The sequence below is a fragment of the Flavobacterium sp. S87F.05.LMB.W.Kidney.N genome (genome assembly GCF_004366435.1).
Taxonomy (GTDB): domain Bacteria; phylum Bacteroidota; class Bacteroidia; order Flavobacteriales; family Flavobacteriaceae; genus Flavobacterium.
In genome coordinates, this window is record NZ_SODX01000002.1 from 814,618 (window position 1) to 833,527 (window position 18,910).

Consider the following 18,910-nt stretch of genomic DNA (forward strand, 5'->3'; position numbering starts at 1 on the left):
AAAACCAAAATAATGTATAAAACCAAAACCAAAATATTTTTTATAAACCTTTTACTGCTTATCACGGCAGGAATTTCGGCTCAGGAAAAAGACCGCAACGACTGGGAAAATCCACAGGTATTTCAAATTAACAGAGAACCTGCCCGTGCAGCTTTTCTTCCTTATGCAGATGAAACTTCTGCGATAAGCGATAAATATGAAAAATCACCTTGGTATTTTTCTTTAAACGGTAAGTGGAAATTTTCCTGGTCGCCAACACCAGATCAGCGCCCAAAAGATTTTTATAGAACGGATTTTAGCACCCTGCACTGGAAAGAGCTTCAGGTGCCTTCAAATTGGGAACTGAATGGTTATGGTATACCAATTTATACCAATATAACCTATCCTTTCGAAAAAAATCCGCCCTTTATAAATCATTGGGATAATCCTGTTGGTTCTTATAAAAAAGATTTTGTACTGCCTGAAAACTGGAAAAATCGACATGTTTTTCTTCATTTTGAAGCAGGAACATCTGCCATGTATATTTGGGTAAATGGTGAAAAAGTAGGATATACCGAAAACACTAAAAGTCCTGCAGAATTTGATATTTCTAAATATTTAAAACCTGGAAAAAATGATCTGGCTGTAGAAGTTTACAGATGGAGTGATGGCTCATATCTGGAAGATCAGGATATGTGGAGACTTTCTGGAATTGACAGAAATGTATATTTATACAGCACAGATAATGTTCGCATTTCAGATTTTTTTGCCAGACCAGATTTAGATACAAAATACAAAAACGGAAGTTTGAATGTCGAAGTAAGTTTAAAAAACCTTACGTCGACTGCTGTTAACAATCAAAAATTGACAGCAAAATTGGTAGATGCTTCTGGAAAAAACGTATTTACAAAAGAACTTGATGTCAATTTTGAAGCTTCAAAAATTCAGGCAATCAATTTTTCACAAAAGGTATCCAATCCTAAATTATGGAGTAGTGAAACGCCAAATTTATACACTTTGCTTTTGACTTTAAAAAATGCAAAAGGAGAGATTATCGAAACCGTTTCCACTCAAATTGGATTCAGAAAAGTAGAATTAAAGGGCGGACAATTATTGGTAAACGGAGTCCGAATAATGGTTCATGGTGTAAATATTCATGAACATAATCCAAAAACTGGACATTATCAGGACGAAGCCACGATGATGAAAGATATCAAAATGATGAAGCAGCTGAATATTAATTCCGTACGCTGCAGTCATTATCCAAACAATATTTTATGGGTGAAATTATGCAACAAATACGGTTTGTTTTTGGTAGATGAAGCCAATATCGAAAGCCATGGAATGGGAGTAGAGGGACAGCCTCTTATTTATATGAATCCAAAAACGAATCCTGGCCACCTTCCAGAATGGAGAGAAGCGCATCTGGATAGAATCTATAGTCTTGTTGAAAGAGATAAAAATGCGCCATCTGTCATTATTTGGTCATTAGGTAATGAAAGTGCCAATGGACCTGTTTTTCATGAAGCCTACAAATGGATCAAAAAAAGAGATAATACAAGATTAGTTCAGTTTGAGCAGGCAAAAGAAAATGAAAATACAGATATAGTATGTCCGATGTATCCAACAATTGCTTACATGAAGGAATATGCGGCACGTAAAGAAGTCAGCCGTCCATACATCATGTGTGAGTATTCGCATGCAATGGGCAATAGCAGTGGTAATTTTCAGGAATATTGGGATATCATTCGTGGCAGCAAAAATATGCAGGGCGGATTTATCTGGGACTGGGTAGATCAGGGATTTGAAGGAACAGATGAAGCAGGCAGAAAATATTGGACCTACGGCGGCGACATGGGGAGCCAAAACTATTTAAACGATGAAAACTTCTGTCACAACGGATTAGTTTATCCCGATAGAACTCCACATCCCGGAGCATTTGAAGTAAAAAAGGTATATCAGGATATTTTATTTAATGTCATTGATATCAAGAACGGATTAATTGAAATTGTAAATGATTTTGGATTTACAAATCTAAATAAGTACAACTTTAAATATGAGGTTTTAGAAAACGGTAAAGTAATTAAAGAAGGAATAATTAATGTTGCTCTAAATCCAAAAACAAAAAAGCAGTATAAGCTCGATTTACCGACATTAGAGTCAAAAGAAGGAACAGAATATTTATTGAATGTCTTTGCGTACACCAAAACGGGATCAGAATTACTGCCTCAGAATTTTGAAATTGCGAAAGAGCAATTTGTTATCGAAGACTCCAATTATTTTGCAAAATCAGAAAAGATAAATACTGCTAAAATTCAGGAGGAAAAAGAGCAATTTGTTCTGACGTCAAATAATGTTGTTGTAAAAATCAGCAAATCAACTGGATTAATTTCGTACTACAGTTTAAATGGTGAGGAATATTTTAAACAATATCCTGAACCCAACTTCTGGAGAGCACCAACTGATAACGATATTGGAAATAAAATGCAAATTAGAACTAATGTTTGGAGAACGGCAGGAAAAAATACCACTTTAGAAAACATTCGGCAGACAGAAGAAAATGGGCAGCAGTATGTGATTGCAAAATTAAAACTGAACGATGTTGCATCTGATTATACTATCAAATATTCATTAGGAAATGATGGTGCTTTAGCAATACAATCATCTTATAAAAAAGGCAGTAATCCGTTACCAGAATTACCTCGTTTCGGAATGATTTTTACCTTGAAAAAGACATTGGAAAATCTGGACTACTATGGAAGAGGACCTTTTGAAAATTATCCAGACAGAAAAACAGCCTCATTCAAAGGAATTTATAATAGTAAGGTTGCAGACCAATATGTGCCTTATACACGCCCACAAGAAAATGGATACAAGACCGATATACGCTGGTTCAAATTGTCAAGCAATACAGGAAATGGCTTGGAAATAAAAGGTCTGCAGCCTTTATCTATGAGTACTTTGAATAATTATCCTAGTGATTTTGACGGAGGAATTTCTAAAAAGAATATGCACTCCAGCGATATTACCCCAAGAGAAGAAGTAGTAGTTTGTGTCGATTTAACACAGCGAGGTTTAGGAGGAGATAACAGCTGGGGATTGCCGCCGCACGAACAATATGTACTAACACAAAGTGAATACAGCTACGGATTTGTTATTCAACCAATAAAATAAGTTTGCAGTTTGCAGCCTCAGTATTCAGCATAAACTACACTGAATACTGCGACTGCGGCTGAATACTAAAAAAACTATCAACCGACCACTGAATATTAAAAAATGAATAAGCCTACAAATGGAAGATTAATTTCCTTAGATGCACTGCGGGGATTTGTGATGTTTTGGATTATGAGCGGGGAACATATTATCCATGCTCTGGCAAAAGCAGCTCCAATTCCTGTTTTTATCTGGATGTCATCACAGCTGCATCACGCAGAATGGAATGGAATTACTTTTTATGATATGATTTTTCCTGTGTTTCTATTTGTTGCAGGAGTTTCTATGCCATATTCTTTTGAAAAGAAAATGAGTTTAGCGGGAGTAAAAACACCTCAGGAATTGCCTTCAAAAGAAAAACGAAAGATTTATTTTTCCATGCTGAAAAGAACCTGTATTTTACTGGTTTTAGGTCTTGTAGTAAATGGATTGTTGCGATTTGACGGTGTTGACCACACGCGTTTTGCAAGCGTTTTAGGGAGAATTGGACTAGCATGGTTTTTTGCCGGAATCATCTATTTGAATTTTGATTTGAAAAAACAATTGATCTGGTTCTTCGGAATTTTAATTGGTTATTATGCTGCAATGAAATGGATTCCCGTACCAGATTTTGGAGCTGGAGTTTTGACCAAAGAAGGATCGCTGGAGGGCTATATTGACCGTTTGCTTTTACCCGGCAGACTGCACAGCACAGTTTACGATCCAGAAGGCATATTTTCAACCCTGCCTGCTATTTCGACCGCTTTGCTGGGTGTTTTTACGGGAACATTTTTAAAATCAAAATGTCATTTATCTATAAAAGTAAAAATTCTTTTAATGGCTCTTGCAGCAGTAATTTTAATTATTGCTGGTTTAATTTGGGATATTAATTTTCCAATCAATAAACATTTATGGACAAGTTCTTTTGTTTGTTTTGTTGGCGGGTTTAGTATTTTATTTTTTGTTTGTTTTTATTTAATTATCGATTTACTGGATTTTCATAAATGGGCATTCCCTTTAATTTTAATCGGTTCAAATTCTATTTTAATTTACATGGCCGCCGAAGGTTTAGTAGATTTTAAACATACGGCAGATTATGTCTTTGGCGGACTTATAAATTTTCTACCGCTTATTTGGCAGCCCGTATTTGCCGCTTTATCAGTAACTGTTATACAGCTTCTTTTACTTTATTTTCTATATAAAAGAAAATGGTTTCTAAAAATTTGATACAAATCAAATCTTAAAATACATTTTACTATCTAACCACACAATAACCACACAATTATGAATGTATTACAAACCGCAGATTACATTGTTTTCTTTATTTACTTTGTCATAGTTACAGCTTATGGAATGTATATTTACAGAAGCAAGAAAACTGCAGCCACTAGTTCCAACGAATATTTTTTAGCCGAAGGATCGCTTACTTGGTGGGCAATCGGAGCTTCTTTGATTGCTTCGAATATTTCAGCAGAACATTTTATAGGTATGAGTGGCTCGGGGTTCGCCATCGGACTTGCGATTGCTTCTTACGAATGGATGTCGGCTGCTACATTAATTATAGTGGCAATGTTTATTTTACCAGTTTATCTTAAAAACAAGATATTTACTATGCCGCAATTTTTGGCCAAAAGATATAGCGGAACAGTCAGTACTATTATGGCTATTATTTGGCTGTTAATATATGTATTTGTAAATCTTACGTCTATTATTTATTTGGGAGCTTTGGCGATTTCATCTATTGCGCCGGTAAGCTTTCAGTTTTGTGTTATTGCATTAAGTTTATTCTCGGTAATTGTTACTTTAGGCGGAATGAAAGTGATTGGATATACCGATATGTTTCAGGTTATAGTCCTAATTCTTGGAGGATTAGTAACAACTTATTTAGCTCTAACATTACTTTCGGATCAGTTTGGTTTTGGAAAAGACATTTTAAAAGGACTTTCTATTATTGCCCATGAAGCGCCAGGACATTTGCATATGATATTAGACGAATCGAATCCGCATTACAATGAACTGCCTGGAATGTCTGTTTTAATAGGCGGTATGTTAATCAATAATCTGGCGTACTGGGGATGCAATCAATATATTGTTCAGAGAGCTTTGGGAGCCGATTTAAAAACTGCCCGTAAAGGAATTTTATTTGCTGCTTTCCTAAAATTATTGGTCCCAATTATAGCTGTTTTACCAGGAATCGCGATGTTTGTAATGCATGAAAACGGCATGTTTCAGCAGGAAATGGTAGATGCTGCTGGAGTTTTAAAACCAGATCATGCGTATCCAACTTTAATGAATTTACTTCCTGCAGGTTTAAAAGGAGTAGCTTTAGCGGCTTTAACAGCTGCAATCGTAGCTTCTTTAGCCGGAAAAGCCAATAGTATTTCGACTATTTTCTCTTTAGATATTTATAAAAAATATTTTAATTCTCAGGCATCAGAAAAAAAGCTGGTTCGTACAGGAAGATGGTGTGTGGTTGTCTGCATGATCATAGCCGCTTTTGTTGCGCCGGCATTAAAATCATTAGATCAGGCCTATCAATTCATACAAGAATATGTGGGCTTCTTTTCTCCTGGAGTTTTAGCCATTTTCTTATTGGGAATGTTCTGGAAAAAAACAACTCCGTCAGCGGGACTTGCAGGCGCATTATTGACAGTTCCACTTGCGGCAGTTTTAAAATTCCTTCCAATGTGGACAGAAGGTGCTTTCCCAGATTATCCTTTTTTAGACAGGATGACCATTGTTTTTTTCATGATTGTGTTGATAATGGTTGGAATAAGTCTGGCAAAACCAGTTTCTGAAGAAGAATCTGAAATCCATAAAATAGAGGTAGATAAATCAATGTTTAAGGTGTCTTCGGAATTTATTATAGGGTCATTTATTATCAGTGGCGTTTTAGTGGCTTTATATACTGTTTTTTGGTGATTTTAATTAGTAATTGAAAAGAAATAAGTATGAATATTTACAACAAACAAGTTTTCAAGAATTGCTTCATTTTGTTTTTTCTTTTGCAGCTGAGCTTCAATGCAGAAACGTATGCTTTTAAAAAGAAAGATTATTTAATAACTGCTTATGGCGCCGTAGGAGATGGTAAAACTTTAAATACCAAAGCTATTCAGAAAGCTATCGATGCAGCAAATAAAAATAAAGGAGGAAGAGTTATTTTTTCTAAAGGTAAATTTCTATCCGGGAGTATCGTTTTAAAAAGCGGAGTAGAATTGTTTTTTGAAGAAGGGGCAGTATTATTAGGAAGCATCAATCCAAATGATTATCCAAAGTACGGAGAAATAAGAGCTTTGATTGTAGCAAATGAATCAAAAAATATTGCCGTAAATGGAAAAGGAATTATAGATGGACAAGGAAGAGAACTGGCATTGGCAATCGACAGCCTGCATCATACTGGAGTTCGAATTGATCCAAAATACAATTATAGAAGAATGCGTCCTGAAGATGGAAGAGGAAAACTCATTTCGTTTGTAAAATGCGACTCGATAACCATGACCCATATTACCTTAAAGAATAGTCCAGGCTGGGTGCAGTGTTTTACAGATTGCAAAAATATTGTAATTGATGCTATGCAAGTCAATAGCAGAGCTTACTGGAATAATGATGGGATTGATATTGACGGATGCGAAAATGTTCGCATAACCAATTGCAATGTAAATGCAGCAGATGATGGAATATGCTTAAAATCAGAAGTACCGGGCTTGCATAATAATAACATTTACATTGCAAATTGCACGATCAGATCAAGTGCCAATGCCGTAAAATTTGGAACTGGCTCTTATGGCAGTTTCAAAAATGTAACAATTGAAAACATCAATGTTTTTGATACGTTCAGATCGGCAGTTGCAATTGAATCTGTTGACGGGGCAGCAATTGAAAATATTAATGTTTCCAATATAACCGCTGTAAATACAGGAAACGCAATATTGATTCGTCTTGGCCATAGAAATGGAGATAAACCGGGATATATCAAAAACGTATCGGTTAAAAATGTAAAAGTGCAAGTTCCTTTTGGACGTCCAGATATAGATTACGATATGCGCGGGCCAGAAGTAGATTATTTCCATAATCCGTTTCCTGCTTCGATCGCTGGAATTCCAGGACACCTTGTAGAAAATGTGACTTTAGAAAATATAGAAATTACATATCCCGGAAGAGCTTCAAAAGGAATGGCATATCATCCTTTAAGCAGATTAAAAGATGTAAAAGAAAACATAAGCGGTTATCCTGAATTTACCATGTTTGGAGAACTGCCTTCTTGGGGTTTTTACGTTCGTCATGTAAACGGAATCGAAATGAAAAACATAAAACTGAAACTGGAGAAAGAAGATTTTCGTCCCGCTTTTGTTTTTGATGATGTACAAAATCTGACAATGAAAGGTATTGATGTTCCTTCTGATAAAATCAGCCAAATTATTTTTAAAGATGTTCCATCAAGTAATTTGGACAGCGAATCTTTAAAAAGGAAAATAGAGCCAGAACAAAATAAGTTTGAACTGCCTGCTAAATAAAATTGCGCCGCAGAGACGCGAACCAGCAGTATAAAATTAAAAAAATAAACCGAAAACTTTGCTAAAGCTATTTTAAACAAGGTTTTTAATAAATAAATTAAAATGAAAAAGAAATCTATAATTGCGATCCTGATTTTTTGTCTGTCTTTAACAGTCTCGGCACAGAATGTTTATGACGTTAAAAAGTACGGAGCAAAAGGAGATGGTAAAACCAATGATGCAGCAGCCATTCAAAAAGCAATTGATGCCTGCAGTAAAACCGGAGGAAGAGTTTTAATTCCGGCACCATTTACATTTTTAGCTGGACCAATTGATGTTAAATCAAAAGTAGATCTTCATATCGAAGCAGGAGCAAAATTATTGGCTAGTCCAGATGAAAAGTTATATACAAAAAGCGCTTTTAGGACCAATCCAGGAGAAGGTACAATATGGATTGGAGGAGAAAATGTTGAGGATTTTACCATTAGCGGAAGTGGCAAAATTGATGGAAACGGAATTTCTTTCATGGGCGAGGAATTAGAAGATTCGTATGTTTTAAAACCATTTAATGTGCTGGATCCAAGACCGCATGTGTTAACCATTATTGGAGGAAAAAATATCAGAATTAAAGATGTTCATATCGGAAATTCAGCTTATTGGACCATACATTTAGTAGGTTGTAACGATGTTGTAATAAGCGGGATTACTTTATTGAACAGCTTAAAAGTACGCAATAGCGATGGTATCGATTTGGATCATTCTAAAAACGTAAGAATCAGCGATTGTTATATAGAAAGCGGTGACGATTGCATTTGTTTAAAAAACAGAAGGGAATTTGAAGAATTTGGCGCCTGCGAAAATATTACAGTGACTAATTGTACAATGACCAGCAGCAGCTGTGCGATCAAAATTGGATCAGAAAACATGGATGCAATCAGACAAGTAGTGTTCAATAATTGCATCATTAAAAACAGCAATCGAGCATTAGGAATTCAGAACAGAGATGAAGGAACAGTGAGCGATGTCATTTTCTCAAATATCATTATCGAAAGTAAGTTGACCACAGATACTTGGTGGGGAAAAGCAGAACCCATTTATGTAACGGCTTTTAGCAGGGCAAAAGGAAATCATAAAGATGCCAATTGGCGTTTTCCAAAAGGTGCAACAGAAGGAAAAGTGGGTGAAATAAAAAACATCTATTTCTCTAATATTCAATGTACAGGAGAAAATGGTGTGTTTGTGAGCGGCGAATCAAAAGATAAAATAAAGAATATTGTTTTTGACAATGTGAGTATTTTTATAGATAAGACAACATCTTTTCCAGGTGGAGTATACGATAGAAGGCCTTCTAATGTTGAAGGTTTTGTAAAAGGAAGTACTTCGGGATTTTATTTTGATGTTGCTGAACGTATTAAAGTTCAGAATTGTACCGTACAATGGGGGGAAAATAAACCAGAATATTTTAAACATGCAGTAGAAAGTAAAAACGTAGATCAATTAATCGTAACAAATTTAGACGGAGAATCAGCTTTTCCAGCTAAATTAGAGGCAGTAAAAAAATAATTCTTTCATTCCAAAAACTATGAAAAATAAGATCCTTACAAAATTTACTATTTGTGGTATTCTTTTAAGCAGTTTTTATATAAGTGCTCAAAAAGTAACTTTAGAAGTAGATGCCTCTAAAACCATTACTAAAATCCAGCCAACCATGTTCGGGTTATTTTTTGAAGATATCAATTTTGCTGCAGATGGAGGGCTATATGCCGAAATGATTAAAAACAGATCTTTTGAATTTGAAAAACCTTTAATGGGATGGGAACAGCCCAATACAAAAAGATCTTCATTAAATAAAGAATCGGGTAGCGCAGCGCCAATAAAAATTGAGGCAGATAATACTGTTTTTTGCAGAGTTGAAATTAATAATGCAAAAGGTTATGTTTTAATAAATGAAGGTTTTAGAGGAATGGGAGTGAAAAAGGATGCAAAATATAACCTTTCTTTAAAAGCAGCAAATCATAACCAAGGTGTCAAAAAGATTATATTTCAACTTATTGATAAAGATCAAAAAGTAATTGGAGAAACCAGTGTCGATCCAAAATCTGAAAAATGGACCAATTATACCGCACAAATAACAGCACTTCAAACGGAAGCCAAAGCAAAATTGAAAATAACTTTTGAAGGAACAGGAACTATAGATTTAGATATGATTTCATTGTTTCCTGAGGATACTTGGAAAAACAGAAAAAATGGTCTTCGTAAAGATTTGGTGCAGCTTTTATATGATATGAAACCTGGTTTTTTACGCTTTCCGGGAGGCTGTATTGTTGAAGGAAGAACGTTGTCAGATCGTTACCAATGGAAAAAATCAGTTGGAAATGTAGAAGACAGAAAAACGATGATGAACCGTTGGAATGTAGAATTCAGTCATAAACAAACTCCAGATTATTTTCAAAGTTTTGGATTAGGATTTTTTGAATATTTTCAGCTTTCAGAAGATATTGGTGCAGAACCGCTTCCCATTTTAAGCTGCGGCATGGCTTGTCAGTACAATACTGGTGAATTGGCTCCAATAAACGAACTTGACCCTTATGTACAGGATGCTTTAGATTTAATTGAATTTGCCAATGGTGCTGTCACAACTACTTGGGGGAAAATCCGCTCGGATATGGGGCATCCAAAGCCATTTAATCTAAAATATATTGGAGTTGGAAACGAACAATGGGGACCCGATTATATTGAAAGATATAAAGTTTTTGAGAAAGCAATAAAAGCAAAATACCCAAACATCATTATTGTATCTGGAAGTGGTCCTTCTCCAGACGGTGAACATTTTGATTTTGCTATGGAAGAACTTAAAAAACTTAATGCAGAACTTGTAGATGAGCATTATTATAAAAGTCCGCAATGGTTTAGAGAAAATGCCGGGCGTTATGATAATTATGACAGAAAAGGTCCCAAAATATTTGCTGGAGAATATGCTGCTCAAAGTGTTTCAGGAGCCAATCCGAATAACAGGAATAATTGGGAATGTGCTTTTTCTGAAGCTGCTTTTATGACCGGACTGGAAAGAAATGCAGAAGTAGTTCATCTAACATCTTATGCCCCTTTAATGGCTCACGAAGATGCTTGGCAATGGACTCCAGATATGATTTGGTTTAATAATCTACAATCTTATGGTTCCGCCAATTATTATGTACAGCAATTGTTTTCAACCAATAAAGGGACAGATTTATTGAGTATTACTAAAGAAGCTAAACCATTAACGGGGCAAAACAATTTATACGCATCTGCAGTAAAAGATGCCAATACAAAAGAAATAATTGTGAAATTGGTTAATACATCGGCATCAAATCAAGAGGTTTCGATTGATTTGAAAGGAGCAAAATTAGGTTCAAAAGGAAGTATAATTACACTTGTAAGTCCGAATGTTCAGGATGAAAATACGTTTGCAGATCCGAAAAAAATAAGTCCGAAAACAGGAGAATATAAAATTGCAAAAGGGAAACAGCAATTGAATCTTCCTGCGTATTCGGTAACGGTTTTAAAACTGAAGACTATTTAATTAAAAATTTAAAAATGATGCTTTACAATCTTTTAAGAAAAAGTTTTTTGCTTTTGTTTTTGTTCCGTTTTGTGGGTTATGCCCAAGATTTAAAACTCCAATACAATCAGCCCGCTGTTGAATGGACAGAAGCTCTGCCAATTGGAAACGGAACACTAGGTGCAATGGTTTTTGGAAGAATAGATTCTGAATTAATTCAGTTGAACGAAGCAACTTTGTGGAGCGGCGGACCTGTGCAGAAAAATGTAAATCCAGATGCTTTTAAGAATTTGGCTCTAATTAGAGAAGCACTAACGAATGAAGATTTTGAAAAAGCCTATGCTTTGACTAAAAACATGCAGGGGGCTTACAGCGAAAGTTTTATGCCCTTGGGAGATCTTATTTTGACACATGATTTTGAGGGACAAAAAGCAGCATCTTATAATAGAAGTTTGGATTTACAAACGGGATTAGCATCTACCAGTTTTAATATAAAGGGTGTAAATTACAAAAGAGAAATATTTGCTTCGGCACCAGCGCAATGCATTGTGATTAAACTTTCGGCAGATCAGTTGAAGAAACTCTCAGTAACAATTGATGCTTCAAGTCTTTTAAGAAATCAAAAAACAGTACAAAATCAGTCAGTGGTTTTAAAAGGCAAAGCGCCTTCGCATGTAGATCCGAATTATATTGATTATAACAAAGAACCAATCGTTTATGAAGATGCATCTGGCTGTAGAGGAATGCGTTTTGAATTGATTATTAAACCCGTAATAAAAGACGGTGTAATGAATTCTGATGGAAATAAATTAGTAATTAAAAATGCATCTGAAATACTACTTTTCGTTTCGGCAGCAACCAGTTTTAATGGCTTTGATAAATGTCCAGACAGCGAGGGAAAAGATGAACATAAATTCGCAGAAAATCCAATTAAAAAAGCTGTAACAAAGAAATATGATAATTTACTAAAAGATCACGTTGCAGATTTTCAGCATTTTTTTAATAGAGTTTCTTTAAAGCTTAATGAAAAAGAAACCGATAAATCGAATCTTCCGACTGATACAAGATTAGAGCAATATGCAAAAGGCGAAAAAGATACTGGTCTTGAAGCTTTATTTTTTCAGTTTGGGCGTTATTTGTTAATTTCTTGCTCGCGTACACACAATGTGCCGGCCAACCTTCAGGGAATCTGGAATAACAAACTTCGTGCACCTTGGAGCAGTAATTATACGACAAATATTAATTTGCAAATGAATTATTGGCCTGTTGAATCGGGAAGTTTGTCCGAATTGTTTTTTCCGCTTGACGAGTTCATTAAAAATGTTTCGGTAACAGGAACAGAAACAGCCAAAAGTTATTATCATGCCAATGGGTGGGTAGTGCATCATAATTCAGATATATGGGCAATGACCAATCCTGTAGGTGATTTTGGAAAAGGAGATCCTATGTGGGCCAACTGGTATATGGGAGCCAACTGGCTGAGCAGGCATTTATGGGAACATTATGAATATACAGGTGATAAAGAATACTTGAAAAAAGTATATCCAATTATAAAAGGAGCGGCAGAATTTAGTTTAGACTGGCTTCAAAAAAACAAAGACGGCTATCTGGTAACGATGCCTTCAACATCGCCAGAGAACAAATATTTTTATGATGGAAAAAAGCAAGGAACTGTAACGACAGCTTCTACCATGGATATCGGAATCATAAAAGATTTATTTGAAAATACCGTAAAAGCATCTAAAGTCCTAGGCACCGATTTAGAATTCAGGCAAAAAGTTAACAAAGCTTCAGATCAATTACTTCCTTTTCAAATTGGAAATAAAGGACAACTTTTAGAATGGTATAAAGATTTTGAAGAAGAAGATCCGCATCACAGGCATACATCACATCTTTATGCTTTACATCCTGCAAATTTAATAGCACCGCTAAAAACACCAGATTTGGCTGCGGCAGCAAAGAAAACATTAGAATTGCGCGGCGACGATGGTACGGGCTGGAGTCTGGCATGGAAAGTAAATATGTGGGCGAGACTTTTAGATGGGAATCACGCTTATAGATTATTTAAAAACCAATTAAGATTAACAAAAGAAAACAATACCGAGTATAGCCGACATGGCGGGTGTTATCCAAATCTTTTTGATGCTCATCCGCCTTTTCAAATCGATGGGAATTTTGCAGGAACAGCTGGTGTAATAGAAATGCTCATGCAAAGCCAGAACAAAAAAATACATCTGCTACCCGCTTTACCAGATTCGTGGACAGACGGAGCAATAAAGGGGATTACAGCAAAAGGTAATTTCACTGTAGATATTAAATGGAATGATGGCAAAATGAGCCAGGCCAAAATTGTATCTAATAAGGGAGGCATTTGTGCTGTAAGAGCAGGAGAACCATTCGTAATTGAAAAACTTAATATCAAAAGCGAGAAATCGTCTATTGGTTACACCGTAGTATTTGAAACTAAAAAGGGAACATCTTATACCATAAAACCAGTCAATTAAAAATATATTAAAGCTAAAGATAATGTATACAAATAAGATCTTACTACCCATATTTCTCTTCTCCTGTTTTTCGGCAATCAGCCAGATTTCGTTTGGAGATTCGAACAAAATCAATGACAACTGGAAATTTAATCTTCAGGATATTTCTGATGCCAAAAACGTTTCATTTGACGACAGTAAATGGCAGCAGGTAAATGTGCCGCATGACTGGAGCGTAAAAGGACAACTGAGTCCGACTCTTGCAAGCTGTACAGGTTATCTGCCAGGAGGAATTGCCTGGTATAGAAAATCTATAACTATTCCGCAAAGTAAATCGGGCGAAAAAGTCTATTTGTATTTTGAAGGGGTTTACAATAGAAGTGAAGTTTTTATTAATGGACATTCATTAGGAAAGCGTCCAAATGGTTATATATCGTTTGCTTATGACGCTACTGGATTTGTAAAATATGGCAGTGAAAATATCATTTCTGTTCGTGTAGACCACAGTCAAAGTGCTGATTCAAGATGGTACAGCGGTTCTGGAATTTATAGAAATGTTTGGTTAGTTTATGCAAATCCAGTACATATTGCACAATGGGGAGTTTACGCTTATCCAGAAGTAAAAAAAGGAAATGGAATATTAAATGTTGAGGTTGAAGTCGAAAATAGCTCAAAAGAAAAAACTAGCCTTACAATTATAAATGAACTTTTTTCGCAGGATAGAAAATCAGTAGCAAAATCTTCTTCTAAAGTTGAAGTTGCAGCAAATCAGAAAGGAAAAATAGCTGCTAAAATAAACGTAAAAAATCCACAATTATGGGATTTAGATAATCCGAATTTATACGAACTCAAAACTACAGTTTTACAAAATGGAAAAGAAATTGACAAAACAGTAACACAAACAGGTTTTAGAACTTTTACATTCGATCCTAATAACGGTTTTGCCCTTAACGGAAAATGGATGAAAATGAAAGGCGTTTGTTTACACCACGATGCTGGAGTTCTAGGTTCTGCCGTTCCTAGAGAAGTTTGGAAGACCAGATTGAAAACCCTGAAAGAAATTGGAGTAAATGCGATTCGTACAAGTCATAATCCGCAGGCACCAGATTTTTATGAGCTTTGTGACGAATTAGGATTATTGGTTTTAAACGAAGCTTATGACGAATGGGAATTTCCAAAACGCAAATGGTTACAAGGCTGGAATTATGGAACGCCAGGATTTGAAGGTTCATTTGATATTTTTGCCGATTGGGCAGAAAGAGATTTAGAAGATTTTGTCCGTCGTGATAGAAACCATCTTTCCGTATTTGCGTGGAGTATTGGCAATGAAGTAGATTATCCAAACGATCCGTATTCGCATCCAGTTTTAGATAAAGGAACCAATGGTTTTGGACAGGCTGCGTATGGTGGTTACAAAAAAGATGCACCAGATGCCATGCGACTAGGGGCTATTGCCAAACGCTTGGTTGCAGCGGTTAAAAAATACGACAAATCTCGTCCTGCAACGGCTGGTTTGGCGGGTGTTGCAATGTCTAACGAAACAGAGTATCCAGGTGCTTTAGATATTACAGGATACAATTATACAGAAAGTAAATATCAAGAAGATCACAAAAAATACCCTCAAAGAGTGATTTACGGAAGTGAAAATACGCATAATATAGAGCCTTGGCTTGCTGTAAAAAATAACAAACATATTTTCGGGCAGTTTCTCTGGACAGGAATTGATTATCTAGGAGAATCTGGAAGATGGCCCTCGAGAGGATTTTATTCTGGTTTAGTTGATTTTGCGGGCGTAATCAAACCAAGAGGATATTTCCGCCAGTCATTGTGGTCAGATAAACCAATGGCTTATTTAGGAACGTATCCGCTGACAAATGAAAAAGATATTTCTAAAGATGCTTGGGCAATCTGGAATTACGAAACTGGACAAAAAATTCGCGTGGTTTGTTATACCAATGCGGCAAAAGCACGTTTAGAATTAAATGGAAAAGTAGTAGGCGATACCAAATCGTACGATGAAAAAACGGGAATAATATATTGGGATATTCCGTTTGTTTCAGGAAAATTAGAAGTAGTTGGTTTAGATAAAAGCGATAAAGAAGTAACTCATTATGCAATTAAAACAACAAACCAGCCAGTTGAATTAGTTATTGACAATAAAGATATTACCATCAGCAGAGACAAAGGAGTAGCTAAAATTATGGTTCAGGTTAAAGATCAAAACGGTCTTCCAGTTATGCTTTCAGACAATGAAGTGAAATGTACAATAAGCGGACCCGGAACTTTATTAGGACTTGAAGCGGGAAACAACAGCGATATGACAGATTACACAGATAATGTACAGCGAGTTTTTCATGGACACATTGCAGCTTACATTCAGGCAAATGGAGAAGCACAACCTATCAAAATTAAATTTACGAGCCAGTGGTTAAAACCTGATGAAGTAACCATAAACGTTAAATAGAAAAATAGTATTCAAATTAATTCAAATTAAGATGAAGATAAAAAACACAGTTGTGTTGGTATTAGGAATTATTATGTATTCGATCTCATCGAACTGTCAAAATAAAACCTTTCAAAAAGAAGAATTCAAGCAATGGTCTCAGACACCGCCAATGGGGTGGAACAGCTGGGATTGCTATGGCCCAACAGTTGAAGAACACGAAGTAAAAGCCAATGCCGATTACATGGCAAAAGAGCTCAAGAAATTTGGATGGGAATATATTGTTGTTGATATTCGATGGTTTGTTGAAAATGATAAAGCAGGAGGTTATAATCAGACAAACCCGCGATATGTAATCGATCAGTACGGAAGATATCTTCCAGCCGTTAACCGATTTCCTTCTGCGAAAGATGGACAAGGTTTTAAGCCTTTAGCCGATTATATCCATAAAAAAGGATTAAAATTCGGAATTCATATAATGCGTGGAATTCCGAAGAAAGCAGTTGAAGATAAACTCCCACTAAAAGAAACCAACGGAATCACAGCAGACCAGATTTATTCTACAGCATTACAATGTGAATGGTTAAGAGATAATTATACTGTTGTGGCAGATAAACCCGGAGCTCAGGAATATTATAATTCTATCTTCGAATTATATGCACAATGGGGAGTAGATTTCATTAAAATCGATGATTTATCAAGACCTTATCACGAAGGAGAAATCAACTTAATAAGAAATGCAATCGACAATTGCGGACGTAAAATAGTTTTGAGCACTTCACCTGGAGAAACACCAATTTCTGCTGCACCACATGTAACTACACATGCCAATATGTGGCGTATGGTGGATGATGTTTGGGACACATGGCCGCATATCACGCATTTGATGGATGTAGCACAAAAATGGTATCCATACATTGCACCAGGAACATGGCCAGACTGCGATATGATTCCGTTAGGACGTATTTCGATTAGGGGAGAGCGTGGCGAAGACAGAATGACGCGTTTAACAAAAGACGAACAATATACGTTGATTACATTTTTCAACATTTTTAAATCACCATTGTTCTTTGGGGGAGACTTACCTAGCAACGATGCCTTTACGCTATCTTTATTGACAAATAATGAGGTCGTGAAAATGCATAACGAAAGTACAGCAGTAAAACAACTTTTCCAGAAAGAGGGAAAGATTGCCGTGACTTCAAAAAATGCAAAAGATGGAAGTATTTATCTGGCTTTGTTTAATATCTCAGATACAGTTTCAAAAAAAGTAATTGTAAACCTTTCAGATCTTGGAATTTCAGGTTCTGTGGAGGTTTTAAATATGTGGACAGGCGAAAAATCAAAAATAATTTCAAAAGAAATAGGAACAGATTTAAAATCGCACAGTTCTGTTTTATATCAATTAAAAAGTAAAAAATAGATAAATGAATATTTTTACTCTATTAGTATCTTTTGAAATATAAACAACAAATGTTCTTAAAAGTACATAAAAAAAGCCAGCGGAAACTTGATCGTATCCGCTAGCTTTAATTTTTTTTGTGCTTTTTTCAAACTAGAAAAGTACCTTCTTAGTTATAATATGGCCATCATCTAATGTTGTTTTAACTAATAAAATTTGAGGCCCTGATTGAATGCTGGAAATCTCTAATTCTGACTCCCCGATATTTTGTTTATTGTAAAGCAGTTTTCCTGCTATGTCGAAAACAGAAACCTCATTTAATCCTGTCTTGTCCGATTTTAACCTGATGGTTTTATCCTTCGATGCAACATTTAATTTCTGTGGAACATTTTTAAAATCATCTATTCCTAAGTTTTTATCAGTACCATAACTTATAAAGAAACGATCTGTAAAAACACCTGTAGGAGAGGAGAATGTATAACCGCCACTTTTCAAATTATGAACAGTACCAGTTTCTTTATCATGTAAATAAATATTGTAGTTTAATAAATCGCCATCAGCGCGATCAATGGCAATAGTCAAATCTCCAACAATACTGGATCTGTAACCCAGAGGCACTGTATCGGCTAAATCGAATGGCAGGGCGCGTCCTTGAATAACGAGTTTTTTATCCTCATTGATACTGTAAAAATCGGCGAACTTGTTAGCATCCAATGAGACAGCGTCATAATTGAGATCCCATCCGTTGGTGGCTCCTTTTACATATCCGATAAGAATTTGTTTAAATAAACCGTTGGGATTTGTTAGATTAATCCACACCCTGTGTCTTTCTGTTTCAAGTGGGCTAATGGATTTTGTAAAGCCTACAGCTTCAAAGATTTGATAAGGGCTGACAGCAATAGGATTAGATAAGAGAACCGAATTAATAGGAAAAAGCAGGACAGATGATAAGAAAAGTTTTTTCATAATACGATAATTTAAATGTTTAATAAAGAGATATACGCTGATACCTTGGTTCTCTAAAAATTTTAAAATATCATCAATAGAAAAGATGCACAGAATGAATATTCTGAAACTAGAAATACAAAATAAATACAAAATAGATTGTGATGAGTAGTTTTTTCTCCCTAGCGATGATTTTTAAATTTGTAATTTGTTTTTAATTATTAATAAATAGTAAAATTTTATTGATCGATGGTAAAAAGCCACGCATTTGTTTTTTAATAAATTTAGGTAATACATCGGTTTTTTTAACCGTTAGTCGATCAATTATTATGTTAAGTTAAGAAATTTTCTTTCATTATAAAAGTTAAAAAATAAATAAAATGTGATTTTAACACTATTTAATTTCTGGCTTTTAGTCTGTTTTTACAAAAA

Annotated in this window: 10 protein-coding genes; 9 read left to right on the forward strand and 1 reads right to left on the reverse strand. The window is 35.3% G+C overall.

Going from position 1 to position 18,910, the window contains the following annotated elements; genetic code table 11:
• Window positions 1–12 precede the first annotated feature (12 nt).
• The 9 genes from EDB96_RS09190 to EDB96_RS09230 all read left to right on the forward strand — a co-directional run bounded on the left by EDB96_RS09190 (window position 13) and on the right by EDB96_RS09230 (window position 17,554).
• Window positions 13–3,153, forward strand: a complete 3,141-nt coding sequence (locus EDB96_RS09190) for a glycoside hydrolase family 2 TIM barrel-domain containing protein (protein ID WP_134140291.1) — start codon at window positions 13–15, stop codon at window positions 3,151–3,153.
• A 102-nt stretch (window positions 3,154–3,255) separates the two neighbouring features.
• A complete protein-coding gene (locus EDB96_RS09195) occupies window positions 3,256–4,398 on the forward strand; it encodes an acyltransferase family protein (RefSeq protein WP_134140294.1) in 1,143 nt (380 codons plus the stop codon).
• A 57-nt stretch (window positions 4,399–4,455) separates the two neighbouring features.
• Window positions 4,456–6,093, forward strand: a complete 1,638-nt coding sequence (locus EDB96_RS09200) for a sodium/sugar symporter (protein WP_057116329.1) — start codon at window positions 4,456–4,458, stop codon at window positions 6,091–6,093.
• Between the two features lie 29 nt (window positions 6,094–6,122).
• Window positions 6,123–7,685 carry a glycoside hydrolase family 28 protein gene (locus tag EDB96_RS09205; protein WP_243839322.1) on the forward strand — a complete coding sequence of 521 codons (1,563 nt, stop codon included), beginning with the start codon at window positions 6,123–6,125 and terminating at the stop codon, window positions 7,683–7,685.
• Window positions 7,686–7,787: 102 nt separating this feature from the next.
• Window positions 7,788–9,227 (forward strand): glycoside hydrolase family 28 protein, encoded by a 1,440-nt coding sequence (locus tag EDB96_RS09210; RefSeq protein WP_134140296.1) that lies wholly within the window; start codon window positions 7,788–7,790, stop codon window positions 9,225–9,227.
• Window positions 9,228–9,246: 19 nt separating this feature from the next.
• Window positions 9,247–11,226, forward strand: a complete 1,980-nt coding sequence (locus EDB96_RS09215; protein ID WP_134140298.1) for an alpha-L-arabinofuranosidase C-terminal domain-containing protein — start codon at window positions 9,247–9,249, stop codon at window positions 11,224–11,226.
• A 14-nt stretch (window positions 11,227–11,240) separates the two neighbouring features.
• Window positions 11,241–13,709 (forward strand): glycosyl hydrolase family 95 catalytic domain-containing protein, encoded by a 2,469-nt coding sequence (locus tag EDB96_RS09220; RefSeq protein ID WP_317126463.1) that lies wholly within the window; start codon window positions 11,241–11,243, stop codon window positions 13,707–13,709.
• Window positions 13,710–13,731: 22 nt separating this feature from the next.
• Window positions 13,732–16,152 carry a sugar-binding domain-containing protein gene (locus EDB96_RS09225; protein WP_134140300.1) on the forward strand — a complete coding sequence of 807 codons (2,421 nt, stop codon included), beginning with the start codon at window positions 13,732–13,734 and terminating at the stop codon, window positions 16,150–16,152.
• Between the two features lie 31 nt (window positions 16,153–16,183).
• Window positions 16,184–17,554 carry a glycoside hydrolase family 27 protein gene (locus EDB96_RS09230; protein WP_134140302.1) on the forward strand — a complete coding sequence of 457 codons (1,371 nt, stop codon included), beginning with the start codon at window positions 16,184–16,186 and terminating at the stop codon, window positions 17,552–17,554.
• Between the two features lie 132 nt (window positions 17,555–17,686).
• Here EDB96_RS09230 and EDB96_RS09235 read toward each other — a convergent pair whose 3' ends face one another.
• Entirely contained in the window at window positions 17,687–18,499 is an 813-nt protein-coding gene (locus EDB96_RS09235; protein ID WP_134140304.1) for a T9SS sorting signal type C domain-containing protein, read from the reverse strand.
• Window positions 18,500–18,910 lie beyond the last annotated feature (411 nt).

Bases quoted from the DNA above. Each gene is read 5' to 3' on its own strand.
- EDB96_RS09195 (WP_134140294.1), top strand. From the start codon at position 3,256: ATGAATAAGCCTACAAATGGAAGATTAATTTCCTTAGATGCACTGCGG.
- EDB96_RS09220 (WP_317126463.1), top strand. From the start codon at position 11,241: ATGATGCTTTACAATCTTTTAAGAAAAAGTTTTTTGCTTTTGTTTTTG.
- EDB96_RS09225 (WP_134140300.1), top strand. From the start codon at position 13,732: ATGTATACAAATAAGATCTTACTACCCATATTTCTCTTCTCCTGTTTT.
- EDB96_RS09215 (WP_134140298.1), top strand. From the start codon at position 9,247: ATGAAAAATAAGATCCTTACAAAATTTACTATTTGTGGTATTCTTTTA.
- EDB96_RS09205 (WP_243839322.1), top strand. From the start codon at position 6,123: ATGAATATTTACAACAAACAAGTTTTCAAGAATTGCTTCATTTTGTTT.
- EDB96_RS09190 (WP_134140291.1), top strand. From the start codon at position 13: ATGTATAAAACCAAAACCAAAATATTTTTTATAAACCTTTTACTGCTT.
- EDB96_RS09235 (WP_134140304.1), bottom strand. From the start codon at position 18,499: ATGAAAAAACTTTTCTTATCATCTGTCCTGCTTTTTCCTATTAATTCG.
- EDB96_RS09230 (WP_134140302.1), top strand. From the start codon at position 16,184: ATGAAGATAAAAAACACAGTTGTGTTGGTATTAGGAATTATTATGTAT.
- EDB96_RS09200 (WP_057116329.1), top strand. From the start codon at position 4,456: ATGAATGTATTACAAACCGCAGATTACATTGTTTTCTTTATTTACTTT.
- EDB96_RS09210 (WP_134140296.1), top strand. From the start codon at position 7,788: ATGAAAAAGAAATCTATAATTGCGATCCTGATTTTTTGTCTGTCTTTA.